We start from the raw sequence: 17,818 nt of genomic DNA on the forward strand, positions 1-17,818 counted from the left end.
GCCGGATCGACCAGCGCGTCACGTCATCGACTGGGCGATGATCTGCGCCAGATTCAACTGGGTGAACGGTTTCGGCAGGCGCGGCAGTTCGGCGGCGAAGCCTTCAAGGCGTTCGGCGTAACCGGTCGCGAGGATGATCGGCAGATCCGGCTTGAGCAGGCGTATGGCATGGGCCAGTTGCGCGCCGCTCATGTGCGGCATGGCCATGTCGGTGATCACCAGATCGATCACTTCGCCCTGATCGAACAGTGCCAGCGCCTTGGCGCCGGAAGTCGCACCGATGACACGATGGCCGAGGTCTTCGAGCAGCAGACTGGTGCTGGTCAGCACCAGCGAATCGTCATCGACCACCAGCACACTGAGCCTGGGCACTTTAATTGGCGCCGCGTTGCTGTACATCGGGCGACTGACCGCTCGCTCAAGCGCCACCGGAATCCACAGCTGCGCCGCTGTGCCGTGGCCCTTCTCGCTCTTGAGAATAAAGCGCCCGCCCAACTGCTCAATATAGCCATGCACCATTGACAAGCCCAGTCCGGTGCCTTTGCCCAGGCCCTTGGTGGTAAAGAACGGATCGCGGGCGCAGGCCAGCGTGGCTTCGTCCATGCCTTCGCCGGTGTCGCTCAGGCTCAGGCACACGTAACGCCCCGCCGGCAATGTCGAATGGCTAAGTTCCAGAACCACTTCGGCTTGCGCCTGAATAATCACCGTGCCGCCCTCGGGCATGGCGTCGCGGGCATTGGTGGCCAGATTGAGGATTGCCAGTTCCAGCTGATTGCTGTCGGCCAGCACTGGCTGCAGATCTTCGGGAAAGCGCGTTTCGATGCGAATCCCCGGCCCCAGCGAACTGCGCAGCAGCCCAGTGATGCCTTGCACCAGTTGCGGGATGTCCACCGATTCGGTTTTCAGTTCCTGACGCCGGGCGAAGGCCAGCATGCGCTGGGTCAGCGAAACACCGCGCAAAGCGCCTTGGGTGGCGTTTTCCAGTAGACGGGCGATTTTCGGCGCGTCGCCAATGCGCTTCTGCACGATTTCGAGATTGCCGAGGATCACTGTCAGCAGGTTGTTGAAATCATGGGCAACGCCGCCGCTTAGCTGACCGATTGCCTGCATCTTCTGCGCCTGGAACAACGCCTCACGGGTTTTTTCCAGGGCTTGCTGCGCCTCGTACGCCTCGGTCACGTCGCGGGTGATCTTGGCAAAGCCGAGCAGCGTGCCGGTGTCACCGCGAATCGCATCGACCACCACGTGCGCCAGAAAGCGCGTGCCGTCCTTGCGCATCCGCCAGCTGCGGTTCTCGAACCGGCCTTCGCGGATGGCAATCGCCAGCGAACGCTGCGGCTCGCCAAGTTCGCGGTCTTCGGGGGTATAGAAAATCGAAAAATGCTGGCCGATGATTTCTTCCGGCAAGTAACCCTTGATGCGCTGGGCGCCCTGGTTCCAGTTGCTGACGCAGCCCTCGGGGCTGAGCATGTAAATGGCGTAGTCGGTGACGCCCTGCACCAGCAGGCGGAACTGCTGTTCGCTTTGCTTGAGGGTTTCCTCGGCCATCTTGCGGTCGGTGAGGTCGCGGGTAATCTTGGCGAAACCGAGCAGATTGCCGTCGGGGTCCATGATCGGGTCGATCACTACGTGCGACCAGAAATGCGTGCCGTCCTTGCGTACCCGCCATCCCTCACCTTCGAAGCGCCCTTCGCGGATCGCTGTGTCGAGCGCCCGTTGCGGCATGCCGTTGGCGCGGTCTTCAGGGGTATAGAAGCGGGAAAAGTGCTCGCCGATGATTTCCGCTTCTTCATAACCTTTGAAACGCTTGGCGCCGGAGTTCCAGCTGGTGATGGTACCGTCGGGGTCGATCATGTAGATCGCGTAGTCGACAACCGCATCGATCAGCAGCCGGAAACGGCTGTCTTCGATCGCTGCGGTTCTGTTGTTTTCACTCATCACACTCACCAGCCACTGTCATGGGCTGAAGTATGCGTGAATCCGCCGATTTGAAAAGTGCCGGCGCGCTTTTGATCGCCCACCAGCGCGGCAGCAGCTGCTGGATGCGGCTTTCGGCAAAGCGGTCGTCGATCAGCATCACCGTGCCACGATCCTCGCGGGTACGGATCACCCGGCCGGCGGCCTGTACGACTTTTTGCATCCCCGGGTACAGATAAGTGTAATCGTAGCCGGCACCAAAAATCGCCGCCATGCGCCGCTTCATCTGCTCGTTGACCGGGTTGAGCTGTGCCAGCCCCAGCGTGGCAATGAAGGCACCGATCAGCCGTGCGCCGGGCAAATCGATGCCCTCCCCAAACGCGCCGCCCAGCACCGCAAAGCCGACGCCCTGGCTGTCGGCGCTGAACTGCTCGAGAAACGCCTGCCGCGCCCCCTCGGCCATGCCCCGCGACTGCAGCCATTGAGTGATGTGCGGGTGGCGTTCGGCCAATAACGTCGCGACCTGTTGCAGGTAATCGAAACTGCTGAAGAACGCCAGATAGTTGCCCGGGCGCTCGCTGAACTGGCGGGCGATCAGCTCGACAATGGGCCCCAGCGAAGCCTGGCGATGATTGAAGCGGGTGGAGATCTGGCTGACGATGCGCACCTGCAACTGCTCGGCGCTGAACGGCGATTCGACGTCGATGCACACCGTGTCGGCGGGCGTGCCCAGCAGGTCGGCGTAATAGTTGCGCGGGCTGAGCGTGGCCGAGAACAGCACACTGCTGCGCGCCGCGGTCAGGCGCGGGCCGATGAACGCCGCCGGCACCACGTTGCGCAGGCACAGTTGCGACAGTGGACGCTTGCGGTCGAGGTCGCGTTTGCTGATATCGAACAGGTAATGCTCGTCGTACAGCTCGGCGACCCGGGCAAATTGCAGCAGGTCGAAATAGAAACTCTGCAGACCGCTGTCGAGGCCTTGCGGATGCTCGTTGAGGTAATCGCCAATGGCCGCGCAACACAGCGATATGGCTTGCAGGAGTTTGTCCGGCGCCTTGTCGTACGCCTGATATGCCGCCAGTTGCGGCGCATGCAGCGCGTTCCATTCGCGGTTGACCCGTTGCAGGGAACTCTTCAGCGCTGCGGGTGCGGTTTTGCGCACGCTGGCGAGCGTGAATTGATCAAGGCTGGCGCTGTACATCTGCCGGCCGCGCTCCACGAGGTTGTGCGCCTCGTCGGCGAGCACCGCGACTCTCCACTGATTGAGCTGGGCCAGGCCGAACAACAGCGCGCTGAAGTCGAAGTAATAGTTGTAGTCGGCAACCACCACGTCGGCCCAGCGAGCCATTTCCTGACTCAGATAATAAGGACACACACTGTGTTGCGCGGCGACCTCACGCATCGCAGCCTGATCCAGAAGGTTGATCAGGCTGGCGGCTTCGCGGGCGGCCGGCAAGCGATCGTAAAAACCCTGGGCCAGCGGACAGGATTCGCCATGACAGGCCTTGTCCGGGTGTTCGCAGGCCTTGTCGCGGGCAACCATTTCCATCACCCGCAGCGGCAAGTCCGGCGCTTGCCTGAACAACACCTGGCTGGCATCCAGCGCCAGTTTGCGCCCCGGGGTCTTGGCGGTGAGAAAGAACACCTTGTCCAGTTGCTGCGGCGCCAAGGCCTTGAGCATTGGGAACAGCGTACCGAGGGTTTTGCCAATGCCGGTTGGCGCCTGGGCCATCAGACAGCGGCCGGTGCTGACGGCTTTGAACACTGATTCGGCCAGATGCCGCTGGCCCGGGCGAAAATCCGCATGCGGAAACGCCAGTCGCTGCGCAGCCAGATTGCGCGCCTCGCGGTGGGCCATTTCCTGCTCGGCCCATTGCAGGAACACGCCGCACTGCTGCGTGAAAAACGCCTGGAGTGACTCGGCACTGTGGGATTCGACCAGGCAGGTTTCCTTTTCGCTGACGATGTCGAAATACACCAGCGCCAGATTGATCTGCTCCAGTTGCAGTTTCTCGCACATCAACCAGCCATAGATCTTCGCCTGCGCCCAGTGCAACTGGCGATGATTAGCCGGCTGCTTGCTCAAGTCGCCGCGATAGGTTTTGACTTCTTCCAGGCAGTTTTGCGTCGGGTCGTAGCCGTCCGCCCTGCCCTTGACCCGCAGTTGACCGAACTCGCCTTGCAGCGCCACTTCGTTCTGGTATTGCTCGCTGCGCCGCGAGGCCACCGTGCGATGGCCGACGATGCCTTCCAGCGCGGTCGGTGACGGGGTGAAGCGCAGGTCGAGGTCGCCGGTCTTGGCGGTGAACTCGCACAGTGCACGCACGGCAACGCTGTAACTCAAGCGCTCTGCTCCACCCACTGCACGTAACACACCGCCACCGGCATCTGGTGCTCATGGCAGAACTCCAGCCAGCGCAATTGATTGTCCTGCAAGCGGTCGCCGGGGCCTTTGACTTCGATCATCCGGTAGGTCTTGTGCTGCGGCCAGAACTGGACCAGGTCCGGCATGCCGGCGCGGTTGGCCTTGATGTCGAGCAGCAATCGGTTGAACCAGTGTTTCAGGTGTTGGGCGGGCAGACAGGCCAGCGCCTGCTCCAGCAAGTCTTCGTTGAGCGCGCCCCAGAACACGAACGGCGACTGGATGCCCCACTTGTCGACGAAGCGCTGGCGAATCGTCTCGGCGTAGCGGCCGTCATCGAGTTCGCCCAGGCAGGCCTGAAACAGCTCGGCGCGGCGCTCGAGGAAGTCTTCGCTGAGCAGATCGACCGGGCCGCGCTGGAACGGGTGAAAGAACGCACCCGGCAACGGCGCGAAGATCGCCGGCCAGCACAACAGGCCGAACAGCGAATTGATCAGGCTGTTCTCGACGTAATGCACCGGGCCATCATCGGCATGCAGGTGCGCTTGCACGTGATATTCCACTGACCGCGCCGGATCGGCGCGCGGCAGGTGCAAGTCGAGGCGCTCGACCTCTCTGGCCTTGGCACGCTTGAGCGGCGGGCCACCGAGTTTACGCCGCAGCCGCGGGACGATGCGCTGCAAGCCTTGCTGCTCGGCCGCGCTTTGCGGAGCCTGTTCGGCCAGCGTGCCGAGTTCCAGCGCCAATGCATATTCGCCGCAGCGTTCGAGCACGCGGATCATGCGCAATCGCGCGCCCGGATAAGCACAGTCACGATAAACGCTCAGAGCCAGCGCGAAATCGCCGATGCGCTCGCCATACTGGCCGATCTGGAACAATGCCTTGGCTTGCCGGCGGCGCAGCCACGGGTTGTCCAATTGCACGGCGTTGATCTGTGCGGCGATCGCCTCCAGCGGTTCACCGGCCTCGAAGCGCAACTGGCACTGATGCAGGAACAGGCAGGCATCGACGTCTTCGCGGCTGCGCAGGCCGCGGGAGTCAGCGCAGAATTCGACTTTTTCATAAGTGAAGATGCCAAGGTCGGCCAGCACGAACTCCGACCAGTCCTGATAGAGATTGCCGAAGAACATCAGGCGCAGACGATCACACAAATCCATCAGGGTCAGGCTGAATAGCCGGTCAGCCAGTTGCGGCGCCCAGTTGCGCAGGGTTTGCGCCTCGGTGAATTGCTCGGCGAGCAAGGGCAGCCATTCATCCTTGCGCCCTTTCGGCTGCGTTATGAAGGCGCCAAAGGCTTGCACCAGTTCGGCCTTGAGCAGCACATCGAACAGCTCGGCCAGTGTCAGCGCGGCGTGCTCGTCGAGCCAGCCTTGATCGAGCAACGGCTGCGCCGCCGCAGCGATGTCGCCAATTTCCAGGTAATTGAGTTTGCTCGCGCGAAAATGAATGCCTTTGCGCATGACCATGCGTACCAGCAGTCCCTGCGAGGCTTGCGGCAGCGCATTGAAGTCGCGAATGAAGCCATGCTCGCTCTCGCTCATCAGATCGGCATAGCGAAGTCCAAGCCAATCAAGCACTTGCTGGAAGTTGTTGAGGTAATAGAACGGATCGTCGAGAGGGTTGGAGGTCACGGGAATTCAAAGCCACGGCAAGCGAACACTGGTTATGCGTACAGATAGCAGCTCAACCCTGCCCGGCGCAAACGGAAAAAGATCAATGGCATTTTTTCGCGCCGTCATCGAACTTTTCCGCCGAGGCTGGCACCAACCGCGTTACAGGGCCGACAATGCCCGCAATCACATTCAAGCAAGGAGTCAGAGGTGGGTATGAAAATCAAGATGCTGGGTATTCCTGTAGCGGTTGCAGCCCTGTTGGCGCTGGGCGGCTGTTCGACCCAGACCGTGGTGACGCTGCAGAACGGCACCCAGTACCTGACCGAGGACATGCCGAAGACCGAGACCGAAGATGGTTTCTATGAGTTCGAGGATATTTCCGGAGCCAAGGTCAAGGTTCGCGCTGATGAAGTCGCGACCGTGCGCAAGGAAGACTGATCCACGCCGATCGTTCCCACGCGGAGCGTGGGAATGATCATGCCGTGTGATGTTCGCGAGCAGGCTCGCTTGTATGTTTAGGCTTGAAGGGGCCGGCACAGGCCCCGCATCAACCTCAGGCGATAACGACCCCGGCGGCGCTCAAACTCCCCAGCGCCACGCCGACCAAGGTCACCGAATCGGCACCAAACGTCAGCACGGTGTCGTGCCCGACCGCTGAGGCATGGGCGCGCAAATCATCCCCCGGCAACACACCCTGCACGCCGAGAAACACCAGTTTGTCATCGGCCGTATAGCCAACCACCCGGTCCTGGCCGAACGCGCCGCTGAACAGAAACGTATCCGCCCCGCCGCCCGATTCCAGCAGGTCGTTGCCAGCGCCACCGACAAACACGTCATTGCCCGCGCCGCCGAGCAAATGATCATTGCCCTCAAGGCCAAACAGCCAATCGCCGTCCGCATGCGCCTTGAGCGTGTCGGCACCGGCCGTGCCTTTAACACTCGATTCGTAAGCGGTCAGGTTACCGCCGACGTTCAAACCCGTCGCAGTGACGCTGTGCAGCACGTCGTCCTTGAATACGCCCCAGAGAAAACCCGGCTCTTTGGTCACGATGCTGCCGATGTCGCGGGTGATGCTGATCCCGCCGTTGGCATCGCGGATGTACAGATTGCCGGCGCCGTCGTTGGCAAAATCAAAGTTCTTCACCGTTTGCTGCAAGTCGAGGGTGTTGCTGCCCTGCCCGCCAAGGATGACGTTGTAGCCGCCGCTGTCACGGAAGTTGTCGTTGCCGGCGCGTCCCTCCAGGTAGTCATTGCCGCTGCCGCCCTGGATCAGGTCGTTGCCGTCACTGCCGATGATGAAGGTGCTGCCCTTGTGGGTTTCGGCGTTGCGGTTGAGCGCCTGCACCCACGTGTTGGTCCGCGTCGGGTCGGAGAGGTTGGCGACAATGATTGTCGAGTCGCGGCTGGTCAGGTCATAGAACTTCGACTCGAGCACGCGGGTCATGCCGTCGCCATAGCCCGTGGGCAGGTGCGAAATCCACGTCGGAATATTCAGGATCGAAAACGGCAGCACGTTCCAGGCGCTCGAGGCGTAGTGATCGTTGAAGCTGACGATGTTATCGGTGGTCGAGGCATGCGGCGCGTCGTGCACGCCTACCGAAGCGCTGCTGAAAGTAGACCCGTCGAGGGCACGAAACACCGGGTCGTTTTCGTAACCGATATTCAGCACCTTGTCACCACTGCTCTGGGTGGGCGAGGCGTAGGCGATGTAATTGGAGTCAGCAAAGAACCCACCCCACTTGTCACCGCTCAAGTCGGCCATGCTGTTTACCGCCAGGCCGCCGAGGCTGTGGCCGCTGACCAGCACGTCGTTGCCGCTGAGGCCATTGGACCGGGCGAATGCGACCACATCGTCGAGCAGATTGCCGAAGGCTTCGCCGACGTAGTTTTTTGCGTAATCGGCCGGGCCGAAGGCTGCAAGCAGGTCACTGATCACGTCGCCAATCGAATCGCCGATGAGGATTTCACGCGGACCACTGGTGCCGCGAAAGGCTATACCCAGTTCGGTGAGGTGGCCCTGAGCGTCATACTTGCCGAGGACTTCCACTTGCGCGCTGGTGTAGCCGGCCTTCTCGCCGAAGAAGGTCCCGCGTGCGTCGGTTTTACCGTCGTAGCCCAATTGCGCGGCGCTGATCGGCGTCCAGCCAGCCTTTTGCACGGCTTCCAGGGCGAGTTTTTCCGAGTCGGGATTCCACGGAATCCCGGGGATCACCCCTTGCGAATCGGTGCCGCCAATCAGCGCGGTGACCAGCGTCCCCGGCAGGCCGAGGCCGAAGCCGTTGTGCTGGTAACCGGCAGCGAAGCCGTTATCGAGGTTGTGATAGGAATACAGCGTGATTGCCATGGCATCGCTGAACATCGCCATGGAATCGGCGGTGCCGAAGTTCTTGAAGTCGTATACACCCATTGCCATTGCCTCTCTTGTTGTTGGAATTGTCAGAGATAGCTCACAGCCAGAGCGCAAGGCTCCGGAGCATTTCATTACATCTCGTGATGACCCTCAAATATCATGTGTACGCCGGCCCTGTGGGAGCGGGCTTGCTCGCGAAAGCGAAGTGTCAGACGGCACCTTCTCGACTGACACACCGCTTTCGCGAGCAAGCCCGCTCCCACATTTGGATCTTCTGCACATTTGGATTGTTGTACTCGCACAGTCCCATGTGCAGTGCTCCTTATTCTTGAAAAACCGGCAGCCCGTGACGCGCTGCCGGTTACGCTCAGAACTGCCAGTCGAATCGGCGGTGCCGAAGTTCTTGTAGTCGTATACACCCATTGCCATTGCCTCTCTTGTTGTTGGAATTGTCAGAGATAGCTCACAGCCAGAGCGCGAGGCTCCGGAGCATTTCATTACATCTCGTGATGACCCTCAAATATCATGTGTACGCCGGCCCTGTGGGAGCGGGCTTGCTCGCGAAAGCGAAGTGTCAGACGGCACCTTCTCGACTGACACACCGCTTTCGCGAGCAAGCCCGCTCCCACATTTGGATCTTCTGCACATTTGGATTGTTGTACTCGCACAGTCCCATGTGCAGTGCTCCTTGTTCTTGAAAAACCGGCAGCCCGTGACGCGCTGCCGGTTACGCTCAGAACTGCCAGTCGAGGGTCAGACCAACGCCGTGATCTTTCTCGTTCGAGCCGATCAGACCGTTGTAATCGAGGTTGACCCGCACGTCGCGATTGAGCGCCAGCCCGGCGCGCACGCCGACCACAGCGGCGTCGCGATCCATCGACACACTCTGCACGGTGAAGGCGCTGTTGCCGTTGGCGAAGGCCAGATGGCTGTCGGCATCGACGCTGCTCAGGTTGTGCTGCCAGCCGAGGCTAGCGCCCAGTTCCAGCTGATGCTTATCCGATACGGCGAAGCTGCGCTTGGCGCGTACGCCGAGAGTCGAGAGCACCACGTCGCGGTTGTCTTCGCCGCCCTTCAGCGCGGCCGCGTCACCCTTCTCGGTGAAGCTGTCGGTGTTGAGGTGTACGTAGGACAGATTGGCGAATGGCTCCAGGTTCATCGGTTGCAGGCCCAGATCGTACGCGGCCTCGGTGAACAGTTGCGCGGTGGTCGCGTCACGTTTGGTTTTCTGTTTGCCGCTCACGTCGCCGAACTGCAGATCACGTTTCACGTCGATGCGATGCCAGCTGTAGGCGCCGCCGACGGTCAGGCGCAACGCGTCGATTTCATGCCCCAGATACGCACCCAAGTGGTAGCTGTCGACCGACGCCTGGGAATGCGTGCCGCTGCCCATGCTCAACGAGCTGTCGCTGTAACCGGTGACGAAACCGAGACGGGTATCTTCAGCGATCAGACCGTCGACACCGGCCAGCAGCCCACCGATCGAGCTGTTGGAATCGGCATTGTCATGCCCGCCGTCGCTCTCGCCCCACGATCCGAGCACCTTGACCCAGACGTTGCTGCGCTCGTCCGTCGGCGCATCGGCATTGAACAGATCACGCTCACGCAGGCGCTCGCCAACCGCTTCGCGCACGTAGCGGCTGTCGTTGATCAGCAGCGTGCCGATGGCCGGGTGAATCTCGCCGGACAACTGTTGGAAGGCCTGCTGCGCCGACGCCGCGTTGGGCGACAGCAACAGGGTCTCGAACAGCGCATTGCCCGCGCCCAAACGCTCGGCGGCCGCACCAACGGCGCGCTGGTTCGGCGTCAGACCGACACTGGCGAACGACGCTGCGTTGCGCCCGACCGCCAGTTGAATGCCGCCCGCCGAGTAATCGAGGGTGCCACCAAGGAACGCGTAATCCGGCAAGACCTGACCGAAGCGCCCGTCAATGCCACCCGCTGCCTGCAGGATGTTGTAGCGGGTGCCGAGCAGGCTTTGCACTTCGCCGGTGCTGAGCAAGGTCGGGCTGTTTTCCAGCGACAGGCTCACCGTGGCGCCGTCGATGAACGCTTTGCCGCCCGCGACGATCTGATCGCTGCGGGTTGGCGACAGCTCCACGGCGTAGGTCGAACCGGGGGCGAAGGTCACGTCACCCGCCACATTCAGCGTGCCGATGGAATTGCCCGGCGCCACCGTACCGCCGCTGTTCACCGCCAACGCGCCGATGCGGCCATTGCCGCCGAGAATGCCGCCGTTGTTGACAGTGACCGCCGATTGCAGCGAACCGTTGATGGCCAGTCGGCCCTGATTGACCAGCGTCGGGCCGCTGTAAGTGTTGTTGCCGGTCAGCACCAGCGTGCCGATGCCCTGCTTGGTCAGACCGCCGTGACCACCGATGTCGTTGCGCCAGGTGTCGAGGCCGCACGTGATGTCGCTGCACACGCGCTCGGTCGGTTTGCCCTGATCGATGATCGCGCCGATGCCCGGCAGATCGGCGACGAACTGGCCGGAGCCGTACGCGCCCTGCACTCGGAATTGCTCGGGGATGTCCTGCTCGGTAACGAACATCGCCGGGCCTTCGATGGCCTTGCGCAGGTTGATCATCCCCCAGCCGTACAAGGCGTCGATGCCCGGCGCGCCAAGGTCGGTGGCGGTGGTGCGCAACACGCTGGCGACCTGGTCGCCGCTCATGTACGGGAAGCGCTCCATCAGCACCGCGATGGAACCGGCGACGTGCGGCGCCGCCATCGAGGTGCCGTTGTAGTTGGCATAGCTGGTGGTCAGGTTGCCGGCGTTGGTGCCTTCGATGATCGAGCTGTAGATCCTGGTGCCCGGCGCGGAGACGCAGTAACTCGCGGTGTAGCCGCAACGCGAGGAGAACGTGCTGATCACGTACGGATTGGCGCTGGCCGTGTCCGGGTTCTGCTGTAATGCGGCGACGGTGATCCAGTTCGGCGCGATGTCCGGAACGAAATAGCCGAGGCCGGCGATGGCGTCAGGGTTATTTAGGTTGTAATCGTTGCCGGCAGCGAAAATGGTGACGATGCCGCTGCGTGCGGCGGCAATCGCACCGTCATAGGCGCCGCCGGGTTTGGTGCCAAGCAAGGTGCGGATTTCGTTGAACTGCAACTGCGCGTCGTTGACGGTGAAGTGCGGATACGCCGGATCGCGGCCGCCGAGGTCGAAGCGATCGGTAATGCCGATGCCCCAGCTGTTGTTGATGATCCGCGCACCGCTGGCGATCAGCGCATCCCAACCGGCCTTGTACACCGCGCCGTCGTTGCCACGCACGATGCCGTCTTCAGGCCCTGGGTCGCCATTGTCGGCGCTGATGATCTGCGCGCCAAATGCGACGCCGTGCATCACCCCGCCGTCGCGACTGCCCGCCGCGATGCCGCCAACGTGGGTGCCGTGGGCGCCAAGCTTGCCGTTGGAGCCGACCGAGGGTGAACCGTCATACACAAACGCGTCGCCGGCCTTCACCGGGATATACGGGTCGGTGTATTCGCGGATTCCGCTGGTGACCAGGGTGACGACTTTGTTACTGCCAGAGAACTCCGGGTGGGCGGCGTAGACCGGCTGATCGAAAATTCCCAGTTTCACGCCTTTGCCGGTATAGCCGGCGGCGTAAGCGTAATCCGCGCCGATCGCGCCCAGGCCCCAGTCCGCCTTGAACTCATTGCTGCGCCAACTTGACGGATCGCCGCTGCGGCCGTTTTCCACGTAAGGCGCTGCCTGCGCCATCGCACTGGCACAGAGCATCGCGACTGTCAGGGTTTTCAGGGCAAAGCGGCCACCCGATTGCGCGGGGGTATTGTTGTTATCCATCCACGACCTTCCTTAGTGATGTTGCGAAAAAAACCTGTGTCAGAACTGCCAGTTCAGGCTCAGCCCAACGCCATGCAGCTTCTCGCGGCTGGCGAGTTGGCCGTTGTAATCAAGGTTGACCCGCACGTCTTTGCTCAGGGCCAGACTGGCCTGCACGCCGACCAGCGCCGCATCGCGTACCAGTGCCGAGCTCTCCACCGCGTACGGCGTGCCGCCACTGGCAAAGCGCAAATGTTGCTGCGATTCGATATCGCTGAGGCTGTGCTGCCAGCCGAGACGGGCATTGACGTCCAGTGCTTGTTGGTTCGTAAGGTTGAAGGTTTTGCTCGCCCGCACGCCCAAGGTGCTCAACACCACGTCGCGCCTGTCTCCCGAGCTTTTCAGCGCAGCGGCATCGCCCTTTTCGGTAAAGCCTTCGGTGTCCAGATGCAGGTAAGTCAAATTGGCGAACGGTTCCAGCGCCAGAGGTTGCAGCGGCAAGCGATACGCCGCCTCGCCAAACACCTGAGTGGTGGTCGCATCAAGCTTGGCTTTCTGCTTGGCGCTGACGACGTCGTATTGCAGATCGCGCTTCACATCGCCGCGATGCCAGCTGTACGCCGCGCCGGTGCTCAAGCGCCACGCGCCGAGGTCGTGCCCGGCGTAAGCGCCGAGGTGATAGCTGTCGACTGTCGCCGAAGAATGCGTGCCCGAGCCCATGCTCAAGGAGCTGTCGCTGTAGCCGGTGACCAGACCGATGCGGGTCTGCTCGTCCAGCGCGCCGTCGACACCGGCCAGCAGACCGCCGATCGAAGTGTTGTAGCCGGCCGTGTCGTGACTGGAATCGGTGCTGCCCCACGCGCCAAGTGCTTTGATCCAGCCGTTGCTGCGAGTCGCCGATTCATCGTGCAGCCGCTCGCCGACCGCATCACGCAACTGGCGGCTGTCGTTGATCAGCATCGTGCCCAGCGCCGGATAAATCTCGCCGCTCAGTTGCTGGAAGGCTTGCTGCGCCGAGGCTTGAGTCGGTGCACGAAGCACACTTTCGTAAACCGAATTGCCGGCGCCCAGACCTTCGACTGCCGCCGCCACCGAACGCTGGTTCGGCGTTTGCCCGACGCTGGCGAAGCTGGTCGCGGTGCGCTGGATATTCAGCTGAATGCCGGTTGCGGCGTAATCGAGGGTACCGCCGATGAACAGGTAGTTCGGCACGACCGCAGCAAACTGCCCCTGCACGCCGCCCGCCGCTTGCAGGATGTTGTACTGGCGACCGAGCAGGCTTTGCGCTTCGGCGCTGCTGAGCAGGGTCGGGCTGTTTTCCAGCGCCAGGCTGACATTAGCGCCGCTGACGGTTGCCGCGCCGCCGGCAACGATGCGGTCGCTGCTGGTGGGCGATAGCTCGACGGCGTAAGTCGAGCCCGGGGCAAGTGTCACATCACCGGCGACGTTCAAGGTGCCGATGGAATTGCCCGGTGCAACCCGGCCGCCGCTGTTGGCGGTCAACGCGGCGATGCGTCCGGAGCCGCCGAGGGTGCCGCTGTCGTTGACGGTGACGGCTGACGTCAGCGAACCGTTGACCGTCAGCAGACCGCCGTTGACGGTGGTCGGGCCGCGATAGGTGTTTGCGCCGCTGAGCAGCAATTGCCCGGCGCCGGACTTGATCAGGCTGCCCTGATACACCCGGTTCGCCGCTGCCGCATCACGCAGCATGCCGACCGCGTAGTCGGTCTGGTCCTGCTGACTGGTGCCGGTCGGAACGCCGTTCTGCCAGCCTTTGTCCTGCAGGGTTTGCTGCCAGGCGGTGTGCTCGGCGAGGTCTTCGCGCTGGCGCTGGAGCAGCGCCTTGTCGGAGATGTCGTTGCTCCAGACATCGCGCTGCCCTGCCCCCAGATTGGCATCGAACGCACCGAGCAATTGCCCCGGCCCGCGCATCGCTCGGTTGAGGTTGGCGACGCCCCAGCCGACGCGCTCGTTCGGCGCATCGGTGACCGAGCCGTCGAGCTGGGTGGCGGTGGTCAGTAACACTTCCAGCGCCTGCTGATTGTTCATGTACGGATAGCGTTCCATTACCAGCGCCAACGCGCCCGTCGCGTGCGGCGCCGCCATTGAGGTGCCGGATTTGATCGCGTAGCCGCCGCCGGGAATGGTGCTGTCAATCTTCGCCCCCGGTGTGGTGATGCACCAATACTTGGCGATGCCGCACTGGTTGTACTTTTGCTGATTGCCCTGATCAAGCCCGGACACCGCCAGCCAGTGGCCTTCCAGATCCGGCTGGAAGTACGGCAGCGCCGAGCGCACGCTGGCGTTCGGGTAACCGCTGTTGCCGGCGCTGAACACATTGATCACGCCGCGCCGCGACACATCGGCGGCGGCGTCAAGCCAAGTGCCTTTGTTCCAGTGCTGAGCGTAGGCGTCGTGCAGATCCGCCAAGGTCCGATAGCTGACATCCGGCGGCTGACTGCCCCAGCTGTTGTTGATTGCCCGCACGCCAGCGTCGGTCAGGCTGTCGTAGACCGCTTTGAAATAACGCGGATCAGGACTGGGGCCGAAGAGGAAACTGTCGTTCCTGTTGGTGTTGCCGACGTAGATTTGCGCGTTGTAAGCCACGCCGTGCATACCGCTGCCATCACGCGAGGCGCCCATGGTGCCGACCACGTGGGTGCCATGGGAATCGTTGTTCGGGTTGAGCGTGCCGTCGACGTTGAACGGTGAGCCATCAACATAGCTGCCGCTGGCGGAGACCGGGTGATAGCGCGCGGCGGAGAACTCCGGGTGGGCGGCATCGAAACCGGAATCGAGCGCGCCGATTGTCACGCCCTTGCCGGTGATGCCGATAGCGTAGGCCTGATCCGCCTGCATGCGTTGCAGGCCCCAGTCACGCAGGAACTCGGCGCTGCGCCAACTGGCCGGATTGCCGGGCTGGCCGGATTCGAGGTATTGCGCCTGAGTAGCCGAGGTCACCAGCAACAGCGTGCCGAGCGAAATCGGTTTGATGCGTACGTCCATGGTCATCACTCTCGTTTTTTGTTTTATGCCGGTTCAATGGCGGTTTCGCCCGTTCCCCCTCGGTCAGGGTGAGGGCCGTTGCGCGACCACAAATGCCTCATCCACCCGCGCCAGATCCTGCTCATTCAGGGTTCCGGCGTAGTAATGCAATTTGGTCCACGCCATCAGGTAGTCATAGCGCGCCCGGGCCAGGTCGCGGCGGGTGGTGAACAGTTGCTGTTCGGCATTCAACGCGTCGAGGTTGGTGCGTTCACCGCCCAGAATGCTTTGCCTTGTCGAGACCACCAGCGCCTCGGCGGACTTCAACGCCTTCTGGTAAGCGCGCAATTTGCTCACCCCGGAAAGACAAGCGCTGAACTGTCGGCGCAGTTCGATCAAGGTTTCGCGGGTCTTGCCATCCAGTTCGTATTCGGCCTGTTCCATGGTGCGACTGGCCTGGCGCGTCGAAGCCGACACCCCGCCGCCGGCGTACAGCGGCACGCTGACTTCCAGGCCGATGGTGTTGGTTTCGTAGCGCTGGTTGTAGGTGTTGCCGCTCTCGGACTCGTTATCGCGCATCGAGGCGTAGGCACTCACTTTCGGCAGATGCCCGGCGCGGTTGCGCTCGACTTCATAGCGCGCCACCTCGACCGCCTGACGCTGTGAAGCGAGGTTCGGGTTGTTGCTGATCGCCAGTTCATGCCAGGTGTCGAAGTTGGCCGGTTGCAGCGTGAAGGTCTGGAATTGCTGGCCCAGCGGTGCCAGGTCGCCGATGTCGACCGCCGGCACGCCGACCAGCGCCCCCAGTTCGCGCAAGGCAGCGTCCTGTTCATTGCGCGCTTCGATTTCCTCGGCAGTCGCCAGCTCATAGCGTGACTCGGCTTCGAGAATATCGGTGCGCGTGCCCTCGCCCTGCTTGAACATGTGTTCGTTCTGCTGGAACTGTTGCTCGTAGGCCTTCTTCTTCGCCTGGGCAATGTCGATCTGGTCCTGGGCGAACAAGGCTTTGGTGTAGTTGTCCAGCACGCGCACCAACAGTTCCTGACTCTTGCCGCGAAAGGCTTCGTCGGCAAACAACGACTGCGCCACACCTTTGCGATAGGCCGCGTAAGCCTCGTAATCGAGCAGCGGTTGCTGCACCGTCAGCGCCGAGCCGTAACTGTTGTAGTTGCGCTCATCGGTGCGGTTGCGCGCACGATCATCCAGAGACGTAGCCTTGGACGAGTTGCGACCCTTGTTGTAGCTGTAGCCGATCCGAGGCAACAGCCCGGCGCGTCCAATCACGCGGTTTTCAAGGCCGGCATCACGTTCCTTGATTGCGCCGAGAAACACCGGATCATTGCGCAACGCCTGTTCGTAAATCTCGAACGGCCCCATGGCGGCGACTGCCGAGTGACTCGCGAGCAGCAGCACCACGGCCCCCAACATTGAAAGCTTAGTCATACAGCCGAACATCCTTATTCCTCGGTCAACGCAGAACCGGCGCGATCGAGCAGCGGTTTGAACAGGTAGTTGAGGAGTGACCGCTCCCCCGTGCGCACGAACATCTCCGCCGGCATGCCGGGCTTGATCACCAGCCCGTTGAGCTTTTCCATCGCCTGATCGCTGACGCTGCTGCGCAACACGTAATACGGCACGCCGCTTTTCTCATCGATCATCTGGTCAGCGGCAATCAGGCTGACTTCGCCGGGCACGCGCGGGGTTTTGCTCTGGTTGAACGCGGTAAAAAGAATATCCACCGGCAGATGCGTGCCGACCTTGTCGATCAGGTTGACCGGCAAGTGCCCTTCCACTTCCAGCGTGGTGCCTTGGGGAACGATCTCCAGCAGGGTTTCGCCCTGGCGCACGACGGCGCCCTCGGTGTGCACGCTGAGGTTGACCGCTACGCCATCGGCCGTAGCGAGGATTTCGCTGTGTTGCAGGTCGAAACCGGCGGAGGTCAGTTGCTCGGACAGGGTCACGCTTTTCAGTTGCGCGTCGGCCAGTTGCGTGCGCACTTCCTTCTGGTATTCCTCGCCGTGCTGCTGCAGCTTGAGGCGCGACTCAAGAATGCCCTGCTCCACGCGCCCGCTTTCGCCAGTGTTTTCTGCCAATTGCTGCTGCACCTGCGACAGTTGCCGCTGGTAATCCATCAAGCGGTTGCGCGGGATGTAGCCGTTGTCAGCCAGCGGTTGCAGGTTGCGCAATTGTTGCTGCAAGGAGCTGGCCTGGGCATTGAGGTCACTGCGCGCGCGGCGCATGCCAGCCAGTTGCGCAGTGGCGCCTTCGATATTGGCGCGCAGTGCCGCCTGTTCACGGGAAAACGCTTCGCGGCGGCTGCTGAACAGCTGACGCTGGCCTTCCAGCACCAGCGCCAGACGCGGGTCAGCATCATTGCTCAACTCGGCGGGAAAGCTTACTTGCTTGAGGTTGTCGCGTTCGGCCTGCCAGCGCGCGAGGCTGGCCCAGGCCATGCGGTATTGCGCCTGCAGCGACTGCACGTCGGCGGCGACCTGCGTCTGGTCGAGGCGGAACAGCGGCTGGCCCTGCTTCACGGTCTGGCCTTCGCGCACCAGAATCCGGCTGACCACGCCGCTGCTCATCGACTGCACGGCCTTGCGCTTGCCCGAGACCACCACGGTGCCCTGCACCGCGATGCCCTGATCCAGCGGTGCCAGTGCCGCCCAGGTGAAGAAACTGCCAGCGCCGACGATGGCCAGAATCCAGCCCATGCGCACGAAGTATTTCGCATCGCGTTCCGGACGTTCAGCGACGTAGGCATGTTCCATGCTCGCTTCGTTTTGCGTGTTCATGCTGGCCCT

At 62.3% G+C, this 17,818-nt stretch carries 9 protein-coding genes; 1 reads left to right on the forward strand and 8 read right to left on the reverse strand.

Annotated features, from left to right (window positions below; all coding sequences use genetic code 11):
- Positions 1-18: 18 nt before the first annotated feature.
- The 3 genes from CXF97_RS20320 to CXF97_RS20330 are packed head-to-tail and all read right to left on the reverse strand — an operon-like array spanning position 19 to position 5,910.
- The gene (locus CXF97_RS20320) at positions 19-1,938 is read right to left on the reverse strand and encodes a PAS domain-containing sensor histidine kinase (RefSeq protein WP_101160369.1); all 1,920 of its coding nucleotides are present in this window, start codon (positions 1,936-1,938) and stop codon (positions 19-21) included.
- Positions 1,931-4,261 carry an ATP-dependent DNA helicase gene (locus CXF97_RS20325; RefSeq protein ID WP_101160372.1) on the reverse strand — a complete coding sequence of 777 codons (2,331 nt, stop codon included), beginning with the start codon at positions 4,259-4,261 and terminating at the stop codon, positions 1,931-1,933. The genes CXF97_RS20320 and CXF97_RS20325 overlap by 8 nt, the downstream gene beginning before the upstream one ends.
- Complete coding sequence (locus tag CXF97_RS20330) at positions 4,258-5,910, reverse strand: VRR-NUC domain-containing protein (protein WP_101160375.1); 1,653 nt, start codon at positions 5,908-5,910, stop codon at positions 4,258-4,260. Before CXF97_RS20330 ends, CXF97_RS20325 begins: the two co-directional genes overlap by 4 nt.
- Before the next feature lie 195 nt (positions 5,911-6,105).
- Between CXF97_RS20330 and CXF97_RS20335 the strand changes: the two genes are divergently transcribed.
- A complete protein-coding gene (locus tag CXF97_RS20335) occupies positions 6,106-6,330 on the forward strand; it encodes a YgdI/YgdR family lipoprotein (protein WP_016774830.1) in 225 nt (74 codons plus the stop codon).
- 115 nt (positions 6,331-6,445) lie between these two features.
- On the opposite strand, the gene CXF97_RS20340 is transcribed toward CXF97_RS20335, so the two are convergent.
- From CXF97_RS20340 to CXF97_RS20360, 5 genes are all read right to left on the reverse strand, one after another.
- Entirely contained in the window at positions 6,446-8,299 is a 1,854-nt protein-coding gene (locus CXF97_RS20340; RefSeq protein ID WP_101160502.1) for a polyurethanase, read from the reverse strand.
- A gap of 676 nt (positions 8,300-8,975) precedes the next feature.
- The gene (locus tag CXF97_RS20345; RefSeq protein WP_101160378.1) at positions 8,976-12,053 is read right to left on the reverse strand and encodes an autotransporter serine protease; all 3,078 of its coding nucleotides are present in this window, start codon (positions 12,051-12,053) and stop codon (positions 8,976-8,978) included.
- Positions 12,054-12,092: 39 nt separating this feature from the next.
- Complete coding sequence (locus CXF97_RS20350) at positions 12,093-15,038, reverse strand: autotransporter serine protease (RefSeq protein ID WP_101160504.1); 2,946 nt, start codon at positions 15,036-15,038, stop codon at positions 12,093-12,095.
- A 63-nt stretch (positions 15,039-15,101) separates the two neighbouring features.
- Complete coding sequence (locus CXF97_RS20355; protein ID WP_101160381.1) at positions 15,102-16,472, reverse strand: TolC family outer membrane protein; 1,371 nt, start codon at positions 16,470-16,472, stop codon at positions 15,102-15,104.
- Positions 16,473-16,474: 2 nt separating this feature from the next.
- The gene (locus CXF97_RS20360) at positions 16,475-17,809 is read right to left on the reverse strand and encodes an HlyD family type I secretion periplasmic adaptor subunit (RefSeq protein WP_101160507.1); all 1,335 of its coding nucleotides are present in this window, start codon (positions 17,807-17,809) and stop codon (positions 16,475-16,477) included.
- Between the last annotated feature and the right edge of the window lie 9 nt (positions 17,810-17,818).

It is taken from the genome of Pseudomonas sp. Choline-02u-1 (genome assembly GCF_002836515.1).
In the GTDB taxonomy this organism is placed as follows: domain Bacteria; phylum Pseudomonadota; class Gammaproteobacteria; order Pseudomonadales; family Pseudomonadaceae; genus Aquipseudomonas.

Bases quoted from the DNA above. Each gene is read 5' to 3' on its own strand.
- CXF97_RS20345 (WP_101160378.1), bottom strand. From the start codon at position 12,053: ATGGATAACAACAATACCCCCGCGCAATCGGGTGGCCGCTTTGCCCTG.
- CXF97_RS20335 (WP_016774830.1), top strand. From the start codon at position 6,106: ATGAAAATCAAGATGCTGGGTATTCCTGTAGCGGTTGCAGCCCTGTTG.
- CXF97_RS20350 (WP_101160504.1), bottom strand. From the start codon at position 15,038: ATGGACGTACGCATCAAACCGATTTCGCTCGGCACGCTGTTGCTGGTG.
- CXF97_RS20360 (WP_101160507.1), bottom strand. From the start codon at position 17,809: ATGAACACGCAAAACGAAGCGAGCATGGAACATGCCTACGTCGCTGAA.
- CXF97_RS20355 (WP_101160381.1), bottom strand. From the start codon at position 16,472: ATGTTCGGCTGTATGACTAAGCTTTCAATGTTGGGGGCCGTGGTGCTG.
- CXF97_RS20320 (WP_101160369.1), bottom strand. From the start codon at position 1,938: ATGAGTGAAAACAACAGAACCGCAGCGATCGAAGACAGCCGTTTCCGG.
- CXF97_RS20340 (WP_101160502.1), bottom strand. From the start codon at position 8,299: ATGGGTGTATACGACTTCAAGAACTTCGGCACCGCCGATTCCATGGCG.